We start from the raw sequence: 20062 nt of genomic DNA on the forward strand, positions 1-20062 counted from the left end.
GGCGCCGAAAATACACCTGACGATACAGGTGAGGAGAGGATATGTTCACAAAAGAAGGCGTATGCGATTGGTGTAAAAAGCCAAGCCTAGTAAAAAAGCACGACTACCTAGATGGTAAGTCCCATTATTCATGTGAAAAGTGCAATGATATTGCCACCATGGATGTTCGCCAGTTCAACATCGGCGAAATGGAAATGAGAGCAAAACTCTCCGAGGCGACAAGAAGATAGTCACCGCAACACGGAAGTAAAAAAAGCGCCAATTGAGGCGCTTTTTTGATCGCTCTAGAAAACTATACTCGCTACGTTCATCACGCTCCCTCCAGTAAGCTGCAAATCTTCCTTTTTCTTCTTTCTTCTTTCTTCTTTCTTCTTTCTTCCACTTATAGATGTATCCCTTTGACACTGTTTCTATACAGTACTTTCCTAAAACCACTGTATACAGCTGTATATGAACAGTGGTTTAGCTCTCAAATTTTCTTGTTTGTGAGAATTTATTACTTTTCAAACTAATTTAATAAAGCGATTACAAACAATAACTTAGATCTAATTTAGAATGAAGTAGCGATTTTTTGGTTATTATTCCCTCAAAAAAATGCTTGATCTTATGCATCATCAAAACTACTGTATACACATACAGCATGTATATAAGGACAGCAAAATGATTCAAGCTCACGCAAAAGCACAACACTCTAGCCCGCTAGTTCAATGCGCATTTTCTGCAGCATCGCGTCTGCCGCACAGCTCTAATCAAACCAATCACCAGGCGACGTTGCTTACACGTATGGCTTTGCTGTCCAACCAAGAACAGTGGCTGCTGTTTACAGCGCAAACCCCGCGTCCATCTGCGAAAGAGCTCTCTCAGTACAATATTTGTTGTGAGCGCATCATTCACATGAAACCTTCTCGCCAAATGAACGAGATGGAAACCGTAGAGAAAGCGATTCGTTCACGCAATGCCAGTGCGATTGTCGCGAGCAATCAGATTGACTCTTTTGGTCAGCAGTATTTACGTGCTCTTGCTAATCATCACCAATGCGAAGTCTTTTTTATCGATAACAGCGCAAGTAACTATATTCACTAAAGAGCTTGTTCATTAAAGAACATGTTCATTAAAGAGAATGTTCACTAACAAGCACATCCACTAATCGAACACTGCCTACCCCGCTCTTTTCTGCCTAAATCTAGCGCAGCATTGAGCGGGGTTTTTATTTGTTATAAAGAGCTCGCTAGGCGGAAAGAAAAACGGAATCCCAAAGAAATAGGCAAACGTTTGCTTTTTCTCTGGAAGCAGAATTTAGATTGGGTATAATGCCCACCTAATCGAGTGTGTTACGCACTTCTCTGTATGACGTTTGATAAAAGATAGGAATGTCTAAATGAGCCTCGCTGATCAAGTTCTAGCCGTAAATGATGATCTACCAATCCGTACTGATAAACCTGTCCACAGTGGCAAGGTACGCTCAGTTTACTGGTTAACCGAAGAAGATAGTCAAAGACTAATCAAAGAGAAAGGCTACGATGTCGCACCCGACGCGCCGTTAGCAATCATGGTTATCAGTGACCGTATCTCTGCTTTTGACTGTATTTGGCATGGCGAAGGTGGCTTGAAAGGTGTTCCAGGTAAAGGCGCTGCTCTTAATGCTATCTCTAACCACTGGTTCAAACTATTCAAAGATAACGGGCTGGCTGACAGCCACATCCTAGACATCCCTCACCCATTCGTTTGGATTGTCCAAAAGGCTCGCCCTGTGATGATTGAAGCGATTTGTCGTCAGTACATTACTGGCTCCATGTGGCGTGCCTATGCCAATGGCGAGCGCGAGTTCTGTGGTATTGAGATGCCGGAAGGTCTAGAAAAAGACAAAAAGCTTCCAGAGCTGCTGATCACGCCATCAACCAAAGGGATTCTAAAAGGTATTCCGGGTGTTCCTGAAGCAGATGACGTGAACATCACTCGTGAAAACATTGAGCAAAACTTTGCAGCGTTCAACTTCACTAAAGAGAGCGACATTGCTCATTACGAGAAACTGCTGAAAGAAGGCTTTGGCGTGATTAGCGAAGCGTTGAGCAAGGTTGATCAAACCTTCGTTGATACTAAATTTGAGTTCGGCTACGTAAACGACGCTCAAGGCAACGAAAAACTCATCTACATGGATGAAGTCGGCACGCCAGATTCATCACGTATTTGGGATACTCAAGAGTACGACAAAGGCAACATCGTCGAGAACTCGAAAGAAGGCTTCCGCCAGTTCTTGTTAAACCACTTCCCAGATGCCGATATTCTACTTAACAAAGAGCGTATGCCTGAACGTGAAGCATTGGCTCGCGATAACGAACTGCCGCTTGATGCGCTAATGTCTCTGTCTCGCACCTACCTTGATATTGCTGAAAAGATCACAGGTAGCAAGATTGAACTGAGCGAGAATCCAAAACAAGAGATCGTCGACATCCTACGCGCTGAGTACAACCTAATCGACTAACACTCCTTTCTATCAATAAGGTCTGTTACTTAAAGGGCCGCTTATCACTTTATTACTCAAGTAACTGAGTTAATGAAGTAGATAAGCGGCCCTTTATTGTTATCAGGCTTGGCGCCGGAATAACGCCTCACCGTCTATAACTTTATCGTGAACTCCTCAGCCGAACTTCCGGTGATCACTAGGTGGCTTCGTGATTCGATGTACTCGATCTGTTCATCTTCCAACGAATATGGCATCACAACTTTCAGTTCATTGATACCTTCCAACTTTGCCAACTTAAGTAATACCACGATATTCGATTCGTCACTCTTTCGCGTAGAGAGCGATTTGAGTGCCTTTTCCCATAAACGATCTTCCGGAGTCGATAGATCTTTAATGCTATCTTTCCAAACTGTACCGAACACAGGGGCAAATGTGGTGAGTGCTTCTAGAAAAGTCCATTTTTTATCGCATGACGCGCCAAGAAAGTTTGTGTAATCAAATTCTACACAGGTCTCTTTTTGTTTATCCATGATGTCCCCCGACACATTGGCAACACAATATACTCTTAATATCCACCAACTTTTTCTATATAGCAATAGGATATAGAAGAATGGTCTTTTATGACCTTTTGATTGGTTAAAAAGGCATATAAAAATCAATTTTGTAACAAAAGACGAACTGAAAACTCATATATGCGCCTATTTGATTAATATTTTACAAATTGAAGTAATTCCAATTATTTCACATCCAACACACGACTCGCTTTCTTGTACTGAATACGCCAACCAGACCAAACTGGCAGTTCCCAACGCTTAGGTGGTGTTTTACGTCCACCGCTCGAGTAATGGACATACACAAGCTTTCTTTGAGGAAGGTATTCAACATCGAGTTGGAGATCGGCCAATAATAAATGGAATGGGTATTTTTCTGCAAATTCTTCATATTCCCAATACGGAATACCATCAAACGGAATGTCTTCCGCGTCGAACACCTCTAACTCATCTACTTGGCTTACACCCAACTCTTCTAACTGGGCAGCAAACCAATCAACAAAGTTAAGCGCTTCGATTTGTTGTGAGTACTCATGACTTTCACTCAGTCCCATTCGCACATACAACTGCCAATGCTTGATCTCTTGAGTTCTCTGTTTCGCGAACCCTTGCAAGTACTGCTCGCTTACCACCATGTCGATGACGGGTTTAAGTGAGAGTTGACCTTGCGCCTCGATCAGTTTGGTTTCAATTACGCGCCCTGCATAGATCAACGACATCGAGGTATACACCTGCTCGGTCTTGTCTGCTTGCTCCTCGACAACGGTTTCACCTTGAACCCACTCCCCTAGCTCTTGCTCCACCAGCCATTGAAGGGAGATAGGTGCGACAGTTGTTGCTAAGTTGAGTGTCTGCTTTACCCCTCTTCCGGGTAAGCTATAGATATCCAATACCAGCATCGCTTCACTGTTGTCTGGCACTCGATTTTCCCTGCCCAGCATGACTTCAAGCTCACCATTGGCGAATGCCTCACGACGCTTGGTTCGGCGAACAAATGCTAACTCTGGGTGCAATCGAATGATCTCTTTTAACAAATCAGCTCGATTATAACGAGAAGCGACTTCTAACTGAGGCAGCTCAAACAGCTCGCGCATCTGCTCAGCCAAACCTCGCGCCTCCAACAAGGCTTGCTCATCTATTTTTAAGTGTGGGTAAGAACGGCCTCTAACCACACCAATCAGCAATGCAACATCGCAGCCCTCTTTTTCCTCTTTAAACAAGGCATCGAGATGTTCTGGGTTGTTCGGCAGTTGAAACAAACGAGCGGGTACAGAAAGCGCTGCAGTAAGATCGATCATCGCCTCTTTGAGCGCTTTAGTTTTAATGCGCGTCACGATATCGGCATGCAGTGCGTCAATCGGCAACGGATACATGCGCTGACCATGTTCAGTCACTGCGCCTTCAGCGTCGATAGCTTCCATCAAAAGCAGTGTTTGCTTGGCTTTATGCAATGACTTTTCTGGAATGTCATCGAGAAATGGCAGTATTTCCAAGCTCGCGTTGCAGCAAGCCGCCGCTAACATTGGCTCAGTTAACTCTTCACGCTGCAGCTCTGGTGGCGTCACAAGTTCAAGAGCGGCATGCTCACCAAACAGACGAATACACGTACCGTCCATTACACGACCAGATCGACCTGCGCGCTGCTTAGCGCTGGCACGAGAAATCGCTTTTAGTGTCAGAGTCGTTCTGCCATTGCGTTGAACGGTGCGGCGCTCCAAACCAGAATCAATCACCACCGCTATATTAGGAATGGTTAACGAGGTCTCTGCAACGTTGGTCGCTAATATCACTTTTGTTTGTCGGTCTGGCGTGTCGAGATGAACATCTGACAGAGCACGACTGCGCTCAGCGTCAGATACAGAGGCATACAACGGGCAGACTTGAATGTCATCAATAATGTTAAGGGCCTGAGCCGTTTGTATGATCTCTTTCTTACCGGGCAGAAACACAAGAATATCACCCGCACACTGACTGAGCTGCTGCTTCACTTCGTCAACGATGCGCCTCTCTAGATTACGACTGTCTGGCAGATGGCGAGAATCGAGCGCTCGATGCTCAATCGAGACACGAAAATTCCGCCCTTCACAGCTTATGCGTTTAGCCTCTAGGTAATGAGCCAGCTTTGCACCTTCGATGGTCGCGGATGTAACAATCAATCGGTGCTGATTACGCTGTTTTAGAATCGCAACCAGCAAGTCGATGTCCCAACGACGCTCATGGAACTCATCCACCACAATCACATCGAACGCTTTTAACCCATCTTCCACCAGCCAACGCAGTGCGACACCCGGCGTCACAAACACAACTTGGGTTGATTCGTTGTATTTGGCTTCAAGCTTGATCGCATAACCTATCTCTTCACCTAGAGGTTTTCCTGAAGAAGCGGCCAAAAATTCCGCCAACGATGTACAGGCAATACGCCTTGGTTCAATCACTAAAACTCGACCATGCTGGGCTGCCCAAATCGGTAGCCGTGTCGATTTACCTGAACCAGTTTCGGCCTCGACAACAAGGTGGTGTGAAGGGAGCAGTTCATGAAGTGCATGCTCATGAGAATCGATGGGGAGTAGAGACATAAAAGACGTCAATAGATAAAAAATGTGAGCTAAGTATACCTAAATCTCGACTCGATATTCGAGAAGTGTGGCAAAGCAGTGAGATCGTCATTTTGTTTGGTTATATAAGGGATAAACAGTTTACAATTGAATAACTAAACCGTTATCATTTTTCCGTTTTTCTTTCTCCCATATTAGGCTTCCAATGAACAACGACAAACGTCCTCTGTACATCCCATATTCAGGCCCTGCGCTACTAAGTACCCCTCTTCTAAATAAAGGCAGTGCATTCACCGCCGAAGAGCGTTCTTCTTTTAACTTAGAAGGCCTTTTGCCTGAAAATACAGAAACGATTCAAGAGCAAGTTGAGCGTGCTTACAAGCAGTACTGCAACTTCGAAAACGACATGGATAAGCACATTTACCTGCGCAACATCCAAGACACAAACGAAACCCTCTTCTATCGTTTAGTTCAAAACCACATCTCTGAAATGATGCCAATCATCTACACACCAACTGTAGGTGCAGCATGTGAAAACTTCTCTAACATCTACCGTCGTGGTCGTGGTCTGTTTATCTCTTACCCGAACCGTGATCGTATCGATGACCTACTGAACAATGCGACCAACCACAACGTAAAAGTAATCGTGGTAACGGACGGTGAGCGTATTCTTGGTTTGGGAGACCAAGGTATCGGTGGTATGGGTATTCCAATTGGTAAGCTTTCTCTATACACAGCGTGTGGCGGCATCAGCCCGGCTTACATGCTACCTATCGTTCTTGATGTCGGTACAAACAACCCACAACGTCTAGCTGATCCAATGTACATGGGTTGGCGTCACCCTCGTATCACAGGTGCAGATTACGACGCATTTGTGGAAGAGTTTATTCAAGCGGTTCAACGTCGCTGGCCAGATGCACTTGTTCAGTTTGAGGATTTCGCTCAGAAGAACGCAATGCCACTACTTGAGCGCTACAAAAACCGTATCTGTTGTTTCAACGATGACATTCAAGGTACAGCAGCGGTAACTGTTGGTTCACTACTGGCGGCATGTAAAGCAGCGGGTAGCAAACTGTCAGATCAACGCGTTACTTTCCTTGGTGCAGGTTCTGCAGGTTGTGGTATCGCAGAAGCGATCATCGCGCAGATGGTGTCTGAGGGTATCAGCGATGAGCAAGCTCGCTCTCAAGTTTACATGGTAGACCGTTGGGGCCTACTGCAAGAAGGCATGCAAAACCTACTGGACTTCCAACAGCGTCTTGTTCAAACCAACAAGAACACTGCAAGCTGGGAAAGCGACGGTACAGGCTTCTCTCTTCTAGACGTTGTTCGCAACGCGAAGCCAACGGTACTGGTTGGTGTTTCTGGTGCGCCGGGTCTATTCAGCAAAGAAGTTATCCAAGAGATGCACCAGCACTGTGAACGCCCTATCGTGTTCCCACTGTCTAACCCAACAAGCCGTGTTGAAGCAACGCCAAACGACATCATCCGTTGGACAGAAGGTCAAGCACTTGTCGCAACAGGTAGCCCGTTTGAGCCAGTGATCCATAAAGGCACAACTTACCCAATCGCACAGTGTAACAACAGCTACATCTTCCCAGGTATTGGCCTTGGTGTTCTAGCGGTTAACGCTTCTCGCATCACTGATGAAATGCTGATGGAATCAAGTCGTGCACTAGCGACTTGTTCTCCACTGGCGATCAACGGTTCGGGTGCTCTGCTTCCACCATTGGAAGAGATTCACACCGTATCGAAGAAGATTGCCTTTGCCGTTGGTAAGAAAGCGATCGAGCAAGGTGTTGCTCTAGAGATCACTGAAGAAGCACTACAACAAGCGATTGACCAGCACTTCTGGCAACCGGTTTACCGTCGCTATAAGCGTACTGCTTTCTAAGCGAGATTTAAGATTGTCTCTAAAGCCTCTGCCTTGCAGGGGCTTTTTTCATTTTGACATCAGTTAATCGTTCATTTTTATAAGATATTTTTGTTACTATCGACTATTCGTTAATGATGCTCAGGCGCAAGGACCCTACCTCGAGTGAAATTCAGTTCTTCAAATTTGATTGCACTTTCTAAGAAGGCGAGCAAAAAGATACAAACCACCCTATTCTCTCTGTTTATCATCGTTTTGATTGGGGCGGCAGCCGTTATTGGTATCGATTACTGGGTATCTTGGCAGGCGAAAGGTCGTATCATTACTCAGATTGAGGATGTGCCACAGCGTGAGGTCGCCGTCGTTCTGGGAACAAGTAAGTATCTGGGTCGAACCCTCAACGAATACTACAAGCACCGCATTGATGCTGCCATCGACTTATACAACCAAGGCACGATTAACCAATTCTTATTAAGTGGTGACAACGCGCACCGCTCTTACAACGAACCTTGGACCATGAAGCGCGATCTTCTTAAGGCAGGCGTTCCAGAAAACCGCATCAACCTTGATTACGCGGGTTTTCGCACACTTGATTCCATCGTGCGCGCTAAAAAGATTTTCGATACCGATAACTTTCTGATCATCACGCAGAAGTTTCACTGTGAGCGCGCGCTGTTCATTGCAAGCTCCTATGATATTCACGCGCAGTGTTTAGCGGTTTCCGGCCCAACCAACCACTCTGGTTTTACCATTCGACTGCGTGAAGTTTTTGCACGAACCAAAGCATTTCTCGACCTTTACATCATAGGAACAGCGCCGAAATTCTTGGGCCCGAAAGAGCCTATTCAACCAAGCGCAACCCCTGAAACAACTAATCCTGAAACCGATGTGTAGAAAACTACACATTTTGGATTTGTCGCCTCACACTTTGCTATACCAAGCCTAAAACACACCAACACTCCTTTATTAACTTGAGTAACATTCTGTCAACAAAGTCTGACCCTACATCAAGTCAAACACCTCAAATACAATAAGCGCCATAAAAAAAATAGGCGCAGCTAATAACTGAGGTGAAACAAAAGGAGCGCCCTATGACGGCACTTGTTACTACACTGAAACACTGGTTGTTCACACGCAACAGCATGATTCTTATCGGGAATTTTTTGTTGTTTGCTACTCTGATAAATACCCTTCCCTTCGAATCGCAGGTCAACACAGGTCTAAGTATTTTGATCTTTGTGGCTGTACTTTGGCTAACAGAGGCGATTCACGTCAGTATCACTGCATTACTGGTACCGTTGCTCGCGGTTGTGTTTGGTGTCTTTAACACTTCGGCTGCACTTGCAAACTTCTCCAACCCAATTATCTTTCTTTTCCTAGGTGGATTTGCATTAGCGGCAGCATTGAACAAGCAGGAGCTCGACAAGGCGATCGCCGATAAGGTGCTTTTGATTGCTAAAGGTAAGATGTCGGTGGCGATATTCATGCTATTCGGTGTGAGTGCTGGTCTATCAATGTGGATCTCTAACACCGCAACCACAGCTATGATGCTGCCTCTGGTTTTGGGTGTGATGAACAAAGTCGACCAACGTGAAGACCGCAATACTTATGTATTCGTTCTACTTGGTATCGCTTACTGTGCTTCAATTGGTGGTATCGCAACGCTAGTAGGTAGCCCACCGAACGCAATCGCAGCAGCAGAAGTTGGCCTGAGCTTTACAGAATGGATGGCGCTAGGTCTTCCTATCTCTCTTATTCTTCTACCAATTGCGATGGTTATCTTATATGCGATGACTAAGCCTAAGCTGAACCATACCTTCGAGCTAGACCATAAGCCGGTTGAATGGACCAACAGCAAAAAAATCACACTGTCGATCTTCTTGCTAACAGTAACTCTGTGGATTTTCGGCAAACCAATCAACGCAATGATCGGTGGCTTCTCGAAGTTCGATAGCTTGGTTGCGATTGGCGCTATCGTCCTACTTGGTGCATCTCGCGCTGTAGAGTGGAAAGACGTTGAGAAAACAACAGACTGGGGCGTATTGATTCTATTCGGTGGCGGTATCTGTCTAAGTAACATTCTGAAAGCGACTGGCACCAGTGTTTTCCTAGCTCACTCACTAAGCGGTTTCCTAGAGCAGGCTGGCGTGCTACTGACGATTCTAGCTGTGGTTGCTTTCGTGGTATTCCTAACTGAGTTTGCAAGTAATACCGCAAGTGCTGCGCTACTGGTTCCTGTATTCGCAACCATTGCCGAAGCTCTGGGCATGTCTCCGGTTATCTTGTCTGCACTTATCGCGGTAGCGGCATCATGTGCCTTCATGCTGCCTGTTGCGACACCACCAAACGCTATCGTATTTGGCTCTGGTCACATCAAGCAGAACGAGATGATGCGTATCGGTATGGTGCTAAACATCGTATGTATTATGGCACTGACACTGTTCGCTTGGATTTTCTGGTAATCAACACTCATTGCTCCACACAGCGGGTTGCGATTCCCCCTAGCAACCCGTTTAAACAATCAAGAGTGTAATCATGGCCTGGCACCTACTAACAACAATACACAGGCATACTTTTCCCTTCGGTGGCCAAATGCGCCACCTTTTTTTTTCTTACTGACTTACCACCACTTGGTTACGCCCAGAATGCTTAGCTTGATATAACGCCTCATCCGCTCTGGCGATAGTTTCAGTGACTCGCTCTTGCTTCATTTGAGCAACGCCAATACTACAAGTTAATGGGTCACCATGAATCCACAGGTGCTGAGCAACGATAGTACGAATTTTCTCAGCCTTGATTTGCGCTTCACTAAGGGGAGTTTCAGGGCAAAATACAATGAACTCTTCCCCACCCCAGCGTACCAGTTTATCCGACGGGCTGATTAAGCTACCCACCACCATAGAGAACTCACGCAGGATATGATCCCCCATCTGGTGACCATACTCATCATTCACCATTTTGAAATGGTCGATATCAAAATAGAGCATGCTGAACAGACCATGCCCCTGCTTCACATCTTGAGATTGAACTTTAAGCCAGTCACGAACCGCGTGGCGATTGAGGGTTCCAGTGAGCTCATCGCGATTGGCCAACTCTGAGAATTCAAAGTTCTGCTCACGCAGCGATTTATTGACGTTTTTTAAATGGGCGTGGCGTTTTTCTGCAATCACCATTCGCTTGCGAGAGCTGTGCAGTTCCGAGAGCAAGAAAATGATGCCAGTGCCCACCCAGATAAACAGCAAGATAAGAAACAGACTTTCTGCACTGATATAAGAGCCTTCAAATTCGATGCTCTTGATAACGATCTGGTGCCTACCTAACTTAGCACCCGATCCGGTTGCGAACTCGACTAAGTTAACGTTCGAAAACTCTGGCGCTGAGTGCTCCATGGCAATGTCGTTGTCTGCTAACCACCACGTCATCACTTGAAGGTTCGCGATTGGGATTTCAATCACGCCGCCATCAACACCAGGTTGAAATTCCATCCCATTGTATTTATAGGAATATTCATCATCAGGCGTCGAATACGCTGGGTTGTAATTGCGAAGGTATGTTCTGAGTCGACCACTCGATGCTTCACTGGTGTGATAGTCGATATTGACTTGGAAGGTGTGATACTGAGATAAATCAACCCCAACACTTGGATCAGGATTCACTTTGATAGACAGCCCACAATAAGGCCAAGGGTAGTCAGACTTAATGAGTTCACAATCCAGCACGTATTGGTCGTCTTTAACACTCAAAATGGAGGTGCTAATGCCATTATCGACACGGTCGCTGGTCGCGATAAATTCAAACTTGTCCGGCGTTATGGCCGTGACAACGCGGTTACCGCTGACTTGATATAACTGAACAATCGCCAAAGTCGCCACAATCAAGAATATGACGACCTTATGTATCCACTTCACTGCTTTTGTTTCCAATTTCTGACGCACTAAGGCGCTCTAGACAAACCACACTCTGAGAACCATGCCAGTTAGGCATTTCTCAACTTTCGACGTTATAACATGGGTTTTCAAAATGTCATACTCTAATTTAGAGTCTGCTTAATAAAAGTTCGAACGCCTTATCAATCATCAATATTACGTACCTAGCCCACCTCTATTTGGTATACTGACTGGATAATCAATGCGGCAATGGCTACGGCTAGATCGCAAAATATAATCAAAAATGCACGAGTAATGTCATGTCTTTATTAGCGAAAGGAACACTCAAAAAAATGAGTGCTTCTCTTGATGGTACGGTTACGTATCGTCTGCCCGTCGGCGAAGAGTTCGTAGAACTGAACCCTCTGATTGGCAAAACCATTAACCTCACTCACACAGGCAATATCTTTTGCTGCTCTTGCGGTAAGAAAACCAAGAAGAGTTACTCTCAAGGCCACTGCTTTGTTTGTATGAAGAAGCTAGCAAGCTGCGACATGTGCATCATGAAGCCAGAGACTTGTCACTACGATGAAGGAACCTGTCGTGAGCCGCAATGGGGTGAAGAGAACTGCATGGTTGATCACTTCGTGTATCTGTCGAATACATCAAGCCTGAAGGTAGGTATTACGCGTCATACTCAGATCCCAACTCGTTGGATTGACCAAGGTGCGACTCAAGGCCTACCAATCTTGAAAGTGAAAACCCGTCAGATCTCAGGTCTGATTGAAGTTGAGCTAGCGAAGCACATCGCAGATAAAACCAACTGGCGTACGCTGCTTAAAGGCGATGGCGATGACATCGAATTGGTTGAACGCGCGAAAGAGTTACTGCCTCTTGTGGAAGATAAAATCCAAGAGATCAAAGCAAAATATGGTGATGATGCGATTGAGATCCTAAGCGAGAACATCACACCACTGAGCTATCCAGTTGAACAGCACCCCGTGAAAATCACTTCTCACAACTTCGATAAGAATCCTGAGGTGACTGGCGTACTGCAAGGCATTAAAGGCCAATATCTGATTCTTGATACAGGCGTTATCAACATTCGTAAATTTGGCTCTTACGAAGTAGAAGTGTCTGCTGAGTAATATTCCAAATAAAAATAAACGCCCAGTGACAACAATCACTGGGCGTTTTCTGTTTTCAGGTCACTAATACATGGTGTTGCCATTCGCCGTCCCTTCCGGGATCTCCTGAAGCGCATCCCAATGTTCAACAATCTTGCCGTTGTCATCAAAACGGAAGAAGTCCATCGTCACATACTCGACATTATCCGGCCATGTTTGATGAGTATGCAGCGCAACCAAATTACCTTCTGCCACCGCACGAACAAAGGTGATATCTTTATCTGGGTACTCTAACTGCATGCGCTCAAAGTAATCGATGAAGGGCTGTGGTCCATCCCCCACCAGCGGGTTATGTTGGATGTATTCATCGCCAACATAGAGATCTACTGCTTCACGAGGCTTTCCTCGATACGCCATCTCATAGAAGTTGATTGCATTTTGTTTATTCGTTTGAAGGTATTGGCTCATAAATCGCTCCCTGAACGAGGTAAGTCTGTTTAAATCTCATCTGAACTATTAAGACTGTGCCTAATGCTTCTTACTATAGACTCTGAGAGCAGACTCACCTTCAAACAAGCAAAATAATTATCCCTTCACGGCTTGTTTAACCGTGCTTTTCAGGTTTTGCATGAAATTCTTAAAGTGAGGCATGAAATCAACAAACAGAGGATGTTTGCGGTCTTTCATCATCACAGGTCCCAATAAACGCAGAGCCACGGCCACTTTCGTCGCGGTTTCTGGTTCTAGGCCACTGCCCTTCTTCAAGTTATCAACGACGTTGAACAGGTCTTCGCGATCTTGATAATCAAACTCTAGGGTTCTTGCTTGTTCAGTACCGACTTCTTCAATAGTGATACGGTACTGTTTGTCTTTGCGAATTGTAGGAATCATTTTTTGGCCTCTAATGCATTTAAGTTGGTCGTTAATAAAGTTAGAAATCACGATGATGTTGATTAGCTCTTTAGGAACTTCTCTACCTTTGGCTTAATCGTCATCGACACGGTAATCATCAGTACCAGTGCAACAGGAAGTGCCCCAAGTACGCCACTCATCCATGCATCTACAAAATCAGCGCGGTTGTCTAAACCAACACTGTGATAGGCGCTGGTTAACGCCATCCCTGACTCCATCACTAACGCCATAATGATGCCAACAAGTGCATCTCTCGCTTTAGCGGCCATATTCGGCAGCAGCTTCTGTGCACCTTTCGTTAACAACGCCATCATGGTGAAACCTAACGGAATCACGGTAAACAGCGCTGTAAAAAAGTTAGTTGCCCAATCGGCAAAGAAAGTCTCCGTAAAACCTAGGTTAAGGTACGTCATTGTTCCGGTGATCGTGCCACCCATCAGGCTAACCATGCCCAACATAACCAAGACTTTTTGGATAAGCGGCGTTTTCTGTGGCTCGATTACTGATTCATTCATCACAGCTTGTACAGTCATTCTCTTCTCCAGTCTTGAATTAGCTTTGAATTAAGTTGATAATGTCAACCATAGTTTAATTTGATTGATAATGTCAACTAGTTTGACTAAGGCGTTTTTATGTCTGAAGGTAAATCACTGGATAGCCTGTTTAAATTGGTACATGCCGTAAAAAGAAATGTGCATGAAAAGATAGAGGCGTTGGATCTCGATATTGCACCTATGCACGTGCGTGTATTAAAGATCATCACCAAGAAGCCGCAGTGTACTGCTGTTGATATCGCGAACTTTTTGGACCGAGATAAGGCGCAAGTGACTCGCCTTCTCAGTGCCCTAATTAAACAAGAATTGATCGTTAAAGAACCCAACCCCGAAGACAAGCGCAGTCAATGTTTGGCTATCACCGAGCGCGGTAAAGCCATTGTCGATCAGCTAAGTGAGGTTGATAGCGAGATGTTTGAGAAGATGAAGATAGGCATTGATAGTGATGAGCTCGCAACCTTTGAGCGAGTAGCTAAAGCGATGGCTCAAAATCTCAATTCGAAAGGATAAAAAACAAAGAGCGCACTATTTTGAGTGCGCTCTTTTCGTTTGATTGTGATTCGGGATTAGTCTTTGCGAAGAATGCCTTCCAACACATTGAACAGTAAGTCGATCTCTTCAGTTGAGTTGTAGTGCATACAGCCGATGCGAACCACGCCTGTCTCTTCAATACCTAGCTGCTTCACTAAGCCAAGTGCGTAAAAGTGGCCATTCCAAACACAGATATTGTGCTCGCCTAGCGCTTTAGCTATCGACTCTGTTGAGTGGTCATCGAACGTGATGGCAAACGTCGGCGTACGCAAGTTCGAGTCATGGGTTGTTCTACCGTAAAGGCGAACACCACTCAGCTCGTTTAATCTCTGCAAGAAATACTCGCTCAGTTGGCTTTCATGTCGGTTGTATAACTGATAGCTCTGCTCCAAACGCGTTCTTAATCCCTCAGCCGGATCGCCGCACTGCGCAAGGTAGTCAACCGCCGCAATCACACCAGCCAAACCTTCAAAGCTCTGAGTACCCGTTTCAAAACGTCCCGGGCCAATATTCGTCGCAGGCTCAACCTTGTAAGGCTTTAATGTGTGAAGCCACTGCGGAGCAACATAAGCAATACCAACGTGAGGGCCAAAAAACTTGTAGGCAGAACAAGCCAAAAAGTCACAGTTAAGCTTCTGTACGTCAATCAAGTGATGAGGTGCATAGTGAACCGCATCAACGTAAACCTGCGCACCTTTACTGTGTGCTAGCTCTACAACTTTCTCTACATCAACAATCGAACCTGTCGTGTTTGATGCAAATGTCACCGCGACCAATCGAGTCTTATCACTCAATAGAGATTCGAAATGTGCCATGTCTAGGCTGCAGTCTGCTTCATCTACTCGAACTTGATGAACAACAACGCCTTTGTCTTCTGCTGCTTGCTGCCAGCTTGATACATTTGAGTAGTGATCGAGTGCTGTGACAATGATTTCATCGCCCTCATTCCAATCTCGGCTAATTGCTCGGCTTAATTGGAAAGTCAGCGAGGTCATATTGGCGCCAAACACGATGTTGCCAGAAGACTCTGCATTCAGTAATGCTTGAACTGACTCTCTCGCCTGCTGCATTAGCCCTGTCGTTTTCTGGCTCGAAAAGTAGTGTCCACCTAGATTTGAATTAAAATGGCCAAGATACTCAGTCATTGAGGCAAGGACATTTTCAGGGACTTGCGAACCACCGGGCCCATCAAAAAAAGTAACAGGCTTGCCATTATGATATTGGCTTAACGCGCTAAACTGCTGGCGAACATCATTAAGAGTGAAGGACATTGCGCTCATCCTTTGCTGTCAGTACAAATACATCCATATGACCCACTTCGCCGTGGTCAATCGTTCGGATTGGCTGGGCGTTGTGCCAAAGTTTGCTGTCTGCAAGCATTGCAACTTCACCATCTTCCAGCACTTTTCTGAAGAATGGCGCTTCATGAAAGTCTTGGTAAAGCATGATCTCACCGCCGACAATGTTATGGCGATTCATACCAATCAAGGCAATATGATCAAAACCATCTTGGTGCACGCCTTCTGGAGCAACTTGCGTCTCGTCGTAGATTGCTGAGATACGAATTTGGTGAATCTCGATCTCTTGTCCGTCTGCTAAGCCGTTTGTCTCAATGAACAGCTCACACATCTCCTGCATACCTTCGCTTTGGAGAGTATTCGCTTCTACTGGTTCAAATTGACGTACCACATCGCCTTGAAAGTGATTGATGTCTTCTGATTGAACAAAATTGTGCTTGTCCTGCTCCACAACCTGACCACCGCAAAAACGAATCACTGAGTATCTTCTCAATCGGAACTTACCATCCGCGTGTTCAGTACTTGGTAGCTTTTCAAATGAAGGTGACAGCTCTTCAACCGCATGGTTGCTGAGATGCGTTATATGTAGGGTGTTTTCGTGAGCATGTAACATCATCGACTCCTTAATGAATGTCCACTTTACTTATTTTATTTAACCTTTTGTTTACATAAATGATACGTGAAGATCTGGTTAAATCAACTTTAAACAACCATTTATTCTGCTGTAGAGATAAATTTAAAACTTAATTCCAACTTGAATTCGAAAACCAGTGATTAAAACCAGTTCAAAAGTTGGGCACCTTTAAAATTCAGCACACTTCACTGGCTAGTTTTATTCACTATTTTTAATTAAAAAGGCAATGTTTAATTTGGCACGCTATTCTCTAATTTTCTGCGCAGCGTTGTGTTTTGAAGGGAATGGATGAGGAATTTGGATGAGCAGAAATAGACAAACATGATAATGATTGCCAACAAAAACGGTTACAGACTGAAATGCGACACACCTAATGAAGCAACAGCTATTAACCATTTACACAGTGATAGCACATTGGTTAATTTATCAACTGTAAAGTATCCAAACGCCTTTGCTTGCGCGTCTGGAACAGGTCGAGTTCGGGGGGAACTCGGCCACCCCAAGGTCACATTTACTTGCTTTGGGGATTGTTCGCTTTCTCAATCTCAAGCATTTTTGAATTCTGACCACAACAATAAGCGCAATTTCAAGACGAGTAGAATGGGTTCACGAACGCCGGGGGTTACTTCTAAACACGTTTGTGCCTCTTTCCTTATTGCGACTGATTCAACACGTACTCCAACAAAGCTTAATCTGACTCACTTTTTCAAATCCTACTCTGTGACCAAATTTACTAATTGGCTATACCTCTCTGTACTAAAGGCATAGAGCCATACAAAAATATATTCATGTATCTACTATAGAAGTGTTTTTCTATTAACCCTCAACTAATTATGCATACCTGAGTCACCGATTGGCACATCAATTTATGCTTTACATAAGAATTTTATATTTTGGGAGGGACAGTAACCTTTACCGATTAAGTTGCTGTTATTTTTGATAAAAAAACGTATCGTTGACATCTAATATTTTTAGTAAGCTGTAATTCACAGTACAGGATTAGGACGAATGGACAAGAAGTTTACATTTCAAATGCAATGCGTGTTACTTTGTGTTTTTGTTGGTCTAACTGTTATTTATTCAAGTTTGATGTCAAGTATACTTGGCATTAGTCTACTTACCGGTTCTGACTTTGAATACGTTATGAAGTTGGTGTTTTTTTTGTCTATTTCGTCAATTTTGGCGTATCCCTCCACTCGTATAATCTCAGATCTATTTCACCGGTACTTAAAATCTTTAATCTATCGTATAAATAAACATAAATATGACAGCGTCAGTGAACTGCAACTGAAGTCGGAAACTCTATTATCTGTGATTAGCCTGTTGCTCATAGTACTTTTATCATATTTTTATTCTGTTTTTAGGCATCCCGTAATACTGAGCTGCTCAGTTTTTTTTGGTGCTATTTTATTCTTAGTTTGGTCGATTCAAAGAAAAAGAGAGTGGTCTTCATGTATAAAAATTTATCAGAAAACCATGTTCATATTGCAAGAAATCTTTTTAGCGATTGCAATACTCGTATCCTTTTTTTCCTGTCATTTAGTATTACATATTGCTTTTTCCCAAAGTGAAGAGCTTGACTTAAATCTTCAAAGAGCTATAGCGTTTTACCAATTATCTGAAGCTATTTTATTAGGTTTTATAGTAGGGTTTTCCTGTGAAACTTTGGCTAAAGTAATCAAAAAAGCGGCGTAACGCTGCGCCATACCTAAAGAGGAATTATGGAATCAATCTATAACGTCATCCAAGAGAATCCAGAGTATTTTGCATGGCTTTTCGGAGTTGTGAATGCGCTTTGGGGCGTATTCATGTACTTCAATAAACAAACTCATGACAAAAATCTTAAGAAAGTAGAACAAGACTTGAGGTATCAGGCAGATAGACGGCTAAAAGTGTTTGACCTCAAAGCGAGAGAGTATAGTAATTATGTTACTGAGTTAGATGCTTTCGGAAGAAAGGCAAAGGTTGAATTACCAGAACGAATGCAGCCAATATTTGATGAATACTTAAAAAGGTACATGACTGCCATTGCATCAAATAATGAGGACGACCAAAGAGAAGTTGTTGCTTGGTTCACTCTACAGATTGCAGCTTTCATGCGCGAGGGGCAAGCGGACCTACTGAAATTAAAATTTGAATCAAACCGTCTAAAGTTGATAGCAACAGATGAAATGCTTGTGACCTTTGAATCAATAGAACAACTTACAACTGAAGCCATGGAACACGCTAATACGTTCATGAAAGGGTTTATTAGTATAGTTATCAACGAAGAAAACGATAAAGCCAAAGAGTATCAAGTAGAAGCTAATAGGTTAGGAAAATGTATTCAGGAAAAAACTGATTTACTCTTAAAACAAATGCGTAACGAGTTGAGTGAGATTTAGGCATAACAAACGTAAAATACTCTTTCTAGTTTTCTGAGCACTCAAACATGCGGACTCCCCAATCGTTTTTGAAGCACTGTAACAAGCCTTGGTTTGGCTCACATAATGTCAGCCCGCCTAGCACACCGACCGCTGTTCTCTCAGCCACGAGAACGTTTGTCTCGGTTAAGTTCTAACCTATAACGATTAATTACATTTGCGCCCTTGTTAAAACTTTAATTGCCCTCATATTTTCCATACAATCATCAGCGATTATAAATAAAAACGAATTCAACCTCGGAGTCCTCATGAGCGACGTAAAGCATTGTAATTTATTGATTCTTGGTTCTGGCCCTGCCGGCTACACTGCTGCTGTTTACGCAGCTCGTGCTAACCTAAACCCAGTTCTTGTTACCGGTATGCAGCAAGGTGGTCAATTAACAACAACCACTGAAGTTGAAAACTGGCCTGGCGATGCAGAAGGCCTAACAGGTCCGGGTCTTATGGAGCGTATGAAAGAGCACGCCGAGCGATTTGAAACTGAAATCCTATTCGACCACATTAACGAAGTTGATCTATCGAAGCGTCCTTTCACACTCAAAGGTGATTCAGGTGAGTACACCTGTGATGCATTGATCATCTCGACGGGTGCTTCAGCGAAGTACCTAGGTCTTGAATCTGAAGAAGCATTCAAAGGCCGTGGTGTATCAGCGTGTGCTACATGTGATGGTTTCTTCTACCGCAACCAGAAAGTTGCCGTAGTTGGTGGCGGTAACACAGCCGTTGAAGAAGCACTTTACCTTTCAAACATCGCGTCTGAAGTTCACCTAATTCACCGTCGTGACACATTCCGCGCTGAGAAGATCTTGGTTAAGCGTTTAATGGACAAAGTTGAGAACGGTAACATCGTACTTCACACAGACCGCACGCTAGACGAAGTTCTTGGTGACGATATGGGCGTTACAGGCGTTCGCATTAAAGATACTCAGTCTGATAAGACAGAAGATATCGATGTAATGGGCGCGTTTATCGCTATCGGCCACCAGCCAAATACGGGCATCTTCAAAGGCCAACTAGAAATGAAGGACGATTACATCATCGTACAATCTGGCCTAGAAGGTAACGCAACGCAAACCAGTATCGAAGGTGTATTTGCTGCGGGCGACGTAATGGACCACAACTACCGTCAAGCGATCACATCAGCAGGTACAGGTTGTATGGCGGCACTTGATGCGGAACGTTTCCTAGACGGACTGACCGATAAGTAAAACCTCAGTTTCCAGTTTTGCCTCTTGGCACGCTAAATACTGAGTTTAAATACACTTTGTTATAAT

19 protein-coding genes are annotated in these 20062 nt (G+C 44.3%); 11 read left to right on the forward strand and 8 right to left on the reverse strand.

The features are described 5' to 3' along the window. Nucleotides 1-41: 41 nt before the first annotated feature. The 3 genes from KI655_RS22575 to KI655_RS22585 all read left to right on the forward strand — a co-directional run bounded on the left by KI655_RS22575 (nt 42) and on the right by KI655_RS22585 (nt 2482). Nucleotides 42-230, forward strand: a complete 189-nt coding sequence (locus KI655_RS22575; protein ID WP_285408862.1) for a hypothetical protein — start codon at nt 42-44, stop codon at nt 228-230. A gap of 430 nt (nt 231-660) precedes the next feature. Further along, nucleotides 661-1083: a SulA-like leucine-rich domain-containing protein gene (locus KI655_RS22580; protein ID WP_285408864.1), complete on the forward strand. Its 423-nt coding sequence runs from the start codon at nt 661-663 to the stop codon at nt 1081-1083. A gap of 295 nt (nt 1084-1378) precedes the next feature. Continuing rightward, nucleotides 1379-2482: a phosphoribosylaminoimidazolesuccinocarboxamide synthase gene (locus tag KI655_RS22585; RefSeq protein ID WP_285408866.1), complete on the forward strand. Its 1104-nt coding sequence runs from the start codon at nt 1379-1381 to the stop codon at nt 2480-2482. Between the two features lie 134 nt (nt 2483-2616). Here KI655_RS22585 and KI655_RS22590 read toward each other — a convergent pair whose 3' ends face one another. Together KI655_RS22590 and KI655_RS22595 are read right to left on the reverse strand one after the other, a co-directional pair. Beyond that, nucleotides 2617-2994 carry a hypothetical protein gene (locus KI655_RS22590; protein ID WP_032549231.1) on the reverse strand — a complete coding sequence of 126 codons (378 nt, stop codon included), beginning with the start codon at nt 2992-2994 and terminating at the stop codon, nt 2617-2619. 206 nt (nt 2995-3200) lie between these two features. Then, the gene (locus KI655_RS22595; protein ID WP_285408868.1) at nt 3201-5591 is read right to left on the reverse strand and encodes a helicase-related protein; all 2391 of its coding nucleotides are present in this window, start codon (nt 5589-5591) and stop codon (nt 3201-3203) included. Between the two features lie 184 nt (nt 5592-5775). On the opposite strand from KI655_RS22595, the gene KI655_RS22600 reads away from it, so the two are divergent. From KI655_RS22600 to KI655_RS22610, 3 genes are all read left to right on the forward strand, one after another. Beyond that, on the forward strand, nt 5776-7464 hold the full coding sequence (locus tag KI655_RS22600) for an NAD-dependent malic enzyme (RefSeq protein WP_285408870.1): 1689 nt from the start codon (nt 5776-5778) through the stop codon (nt 7462-7464). 144 nt (nt 7465-7608) lie between these two features. Further along, complete coding sequence (locus KI655_RS22605) at nt 7609-8337, forward strand: ElyC/SanA/YdcF family protein (RefSeq protein ID WP_285408872.1); 729 nt, start codon at nt 7609-7611, stop codon at nt 8335-8337. 197 nt (nt 8338-8534) lie between these two features. Further along, complete coding sequence (locus KI655_RS22610) at nt 8535-9905, forward strand: DASS family sodium-coupled anion symporter (RefSeq protein ID WP_285408874.1); 1371 nt, start codon at nt 8535-8537, stop codon at nt 9903-9905. Between the two features lie 150 nt (nt 9906-10055). Here KI655_RS22610 and KI655_RS22615 read toward each other — a convergent pair whose 3' ends face one another. Continuing rightward, nucleotides 10056-11351, reverse strand: a complete 1296-nt coding sequence (locus tag KI655_RS22615; protein WP_285408876.1) for a GGDEF domain-containing protein — start codon at nt 11349-11351, stop codon at nt 10056-10058. A 278-nt stretch (nt 11352-11629) separates the two neighbouring features. Between KI655_RS22615 and KI655_RS22620 the strand changes: the two genes are divergently transcribed. Further along, the gene (locus KI655_RS22620; RefSeq protein WP_285408878.1) at nt 11630-12457 is read left to right on the forward strand and encodes a DUF2797 domain-containing protein; all 828 of its coding nucleotides are present in this window, start codon (nt 11630-11632) and stop codon (nt 12455-12457) included. 63 nt (nt 12458-12520) lie between these two features. Here KI655_RS22620 and KI655_RS22625 read toward each other — a convergent pair whose 3' ends face one another. The 3 genes from KI655_RS22625 to KI655_RS22635 all read right to left on the reverse strand — a co-directional run bounded on the left by KI655_RS22625 (nt 12521) and on the right by KI655_RS22635 (nt 13881). Then, nucleotides 12521-12904 carry a nuclear transport factor 2 family protein gene (locus KI655_RS22625; protein WP_285408880.1) on the reverse strand — a complete coding sequence of 128 codons (384 nt, stop codon included), beginning with the start codon at nt 12902-12904 and terminating at the stop codon, nt 12521-12523. A 117-nt stretch (nt 12905-13021) separates the two neighbouring features. After that, entirely contained in the window at nt 13022-13327 is a 306-nt protein-coding gene (locus KI655_RS22630; RefSeq protein ID WP_285408882.1) for a DUF3861 domain-containing protein, read from the reverse strand. A gap of 62 nt (nt 13328-13389) precedes the next feature. Continuing rightward, nucleotides 13390-13881: a DUF2798 domain-containing protein gene (locus KI655_RS22635; protein WP_285408884.1), complete on the reverse strand. Its 492-nt coding sequence runs from the start codon at nt 13879-13881 to the stop codon at nt 13390-13392. Nucleotides 13882-13980: 99 nt separating this feature from the next. Here KI655_RS22635 and KI655_RS22640 point away from each other — a divergent pair, with 99 nt between their 5' ends. Next, on the forward strand, nt 13981-14412 hold the full coding sequence (locus tag KI655_RS22640) for a MarR family winged helix-turn-helix transcriptional regulator (RefSeq protein WP_285408886.1): 432 nt from the start codon (nt 13981-13983) through the stop codon (nt 14410-14412). Nucleotides 14413-14468: 56 nt separating this feature from the next. On the opposite strand, the gene KI655_RS22645 is transcribed toward KI655_RS22640, so the two are convergent. Then, nucleotides 14469-15704 carry a cysteine desulfurase-like protein gene (locus KI655_RS22645; RefSeq protein ID WP_285408888.1) on the reverse strand — a complete coding sequence of 412 codons (1236 nt, stop codon included), beginning with the start codon at nt 15702-15704 and terminating at the stop codon, nt 14469-14471. After that, entirely contained in the window at nt 15688-16344 is a 657-nt protein-coding gene (locus KI655_RS22650; RefSeq protein ID WP_285408890.1) for a 2OG-Fe dioxygenase family protein, read from the reverse strand. Before KI655_RS22650 ends, KI655_RS22645 begins: the two co-directional genes overlap by 17 nt. A gap of 1029 nt (nt 16345-17373) precedes the next feature. Between KI655_RS22650 and KI655_RS22655 the strand changes: the two genes are divergently transcribed. The 3 genes from KI655_RS22655 to trxB all read left to right on the forward strand — a co-directional run bounded on the left by KI655_RS22655 (nt 17374) and on the right by trxB (nt 19996). Continuing rightward, nucleotides 17374-18060, forward strand: coding sequence for a hypothetical protein (locus tag KI655_RS22655; RefSeq protein WP_285408892.1), 687 nt, complete (start codon nt 17374-17376; stop codon nt 18058-18060). Between the two features lie 26 nt (nt 18061-18086). Further along, nucleotides 18087-18749 carry a hypothetical protein gene (locus KI655_RS22660; RefSeq protein WP_285408894.1) on the forward strand — a complete coding sequence of 221 codons (663 nt, stop codon included), beginning with the start codon at nt 18087-18089 and terminating at the stop codon, nt 18747-18749. 287 nt (nt 18750-19036) lie between these two features. Further along, nucleotides 19037-19996, forward strand: coding sequence for a thioredoxin-disulfide reductase (trxB, locus tag KI655_RS22665; protein ID WP_032549248.1), 960 nt, complete (start codon nt 19037-19039; stop codon nt 19994-19996). Nucleotides 19997-20062 lie beyond the last annotated feature (66 nt).

Source organism: Vibrio sp. D404a, assembly GCF_030248535.1.
In the GTDB taxonomy this organism is placed as follows: domain Bacteria; phylum Pseudomonadota; class Gammaproteobacteria; order Enterobacterales; family Vibrionaceae; genus Vibrio.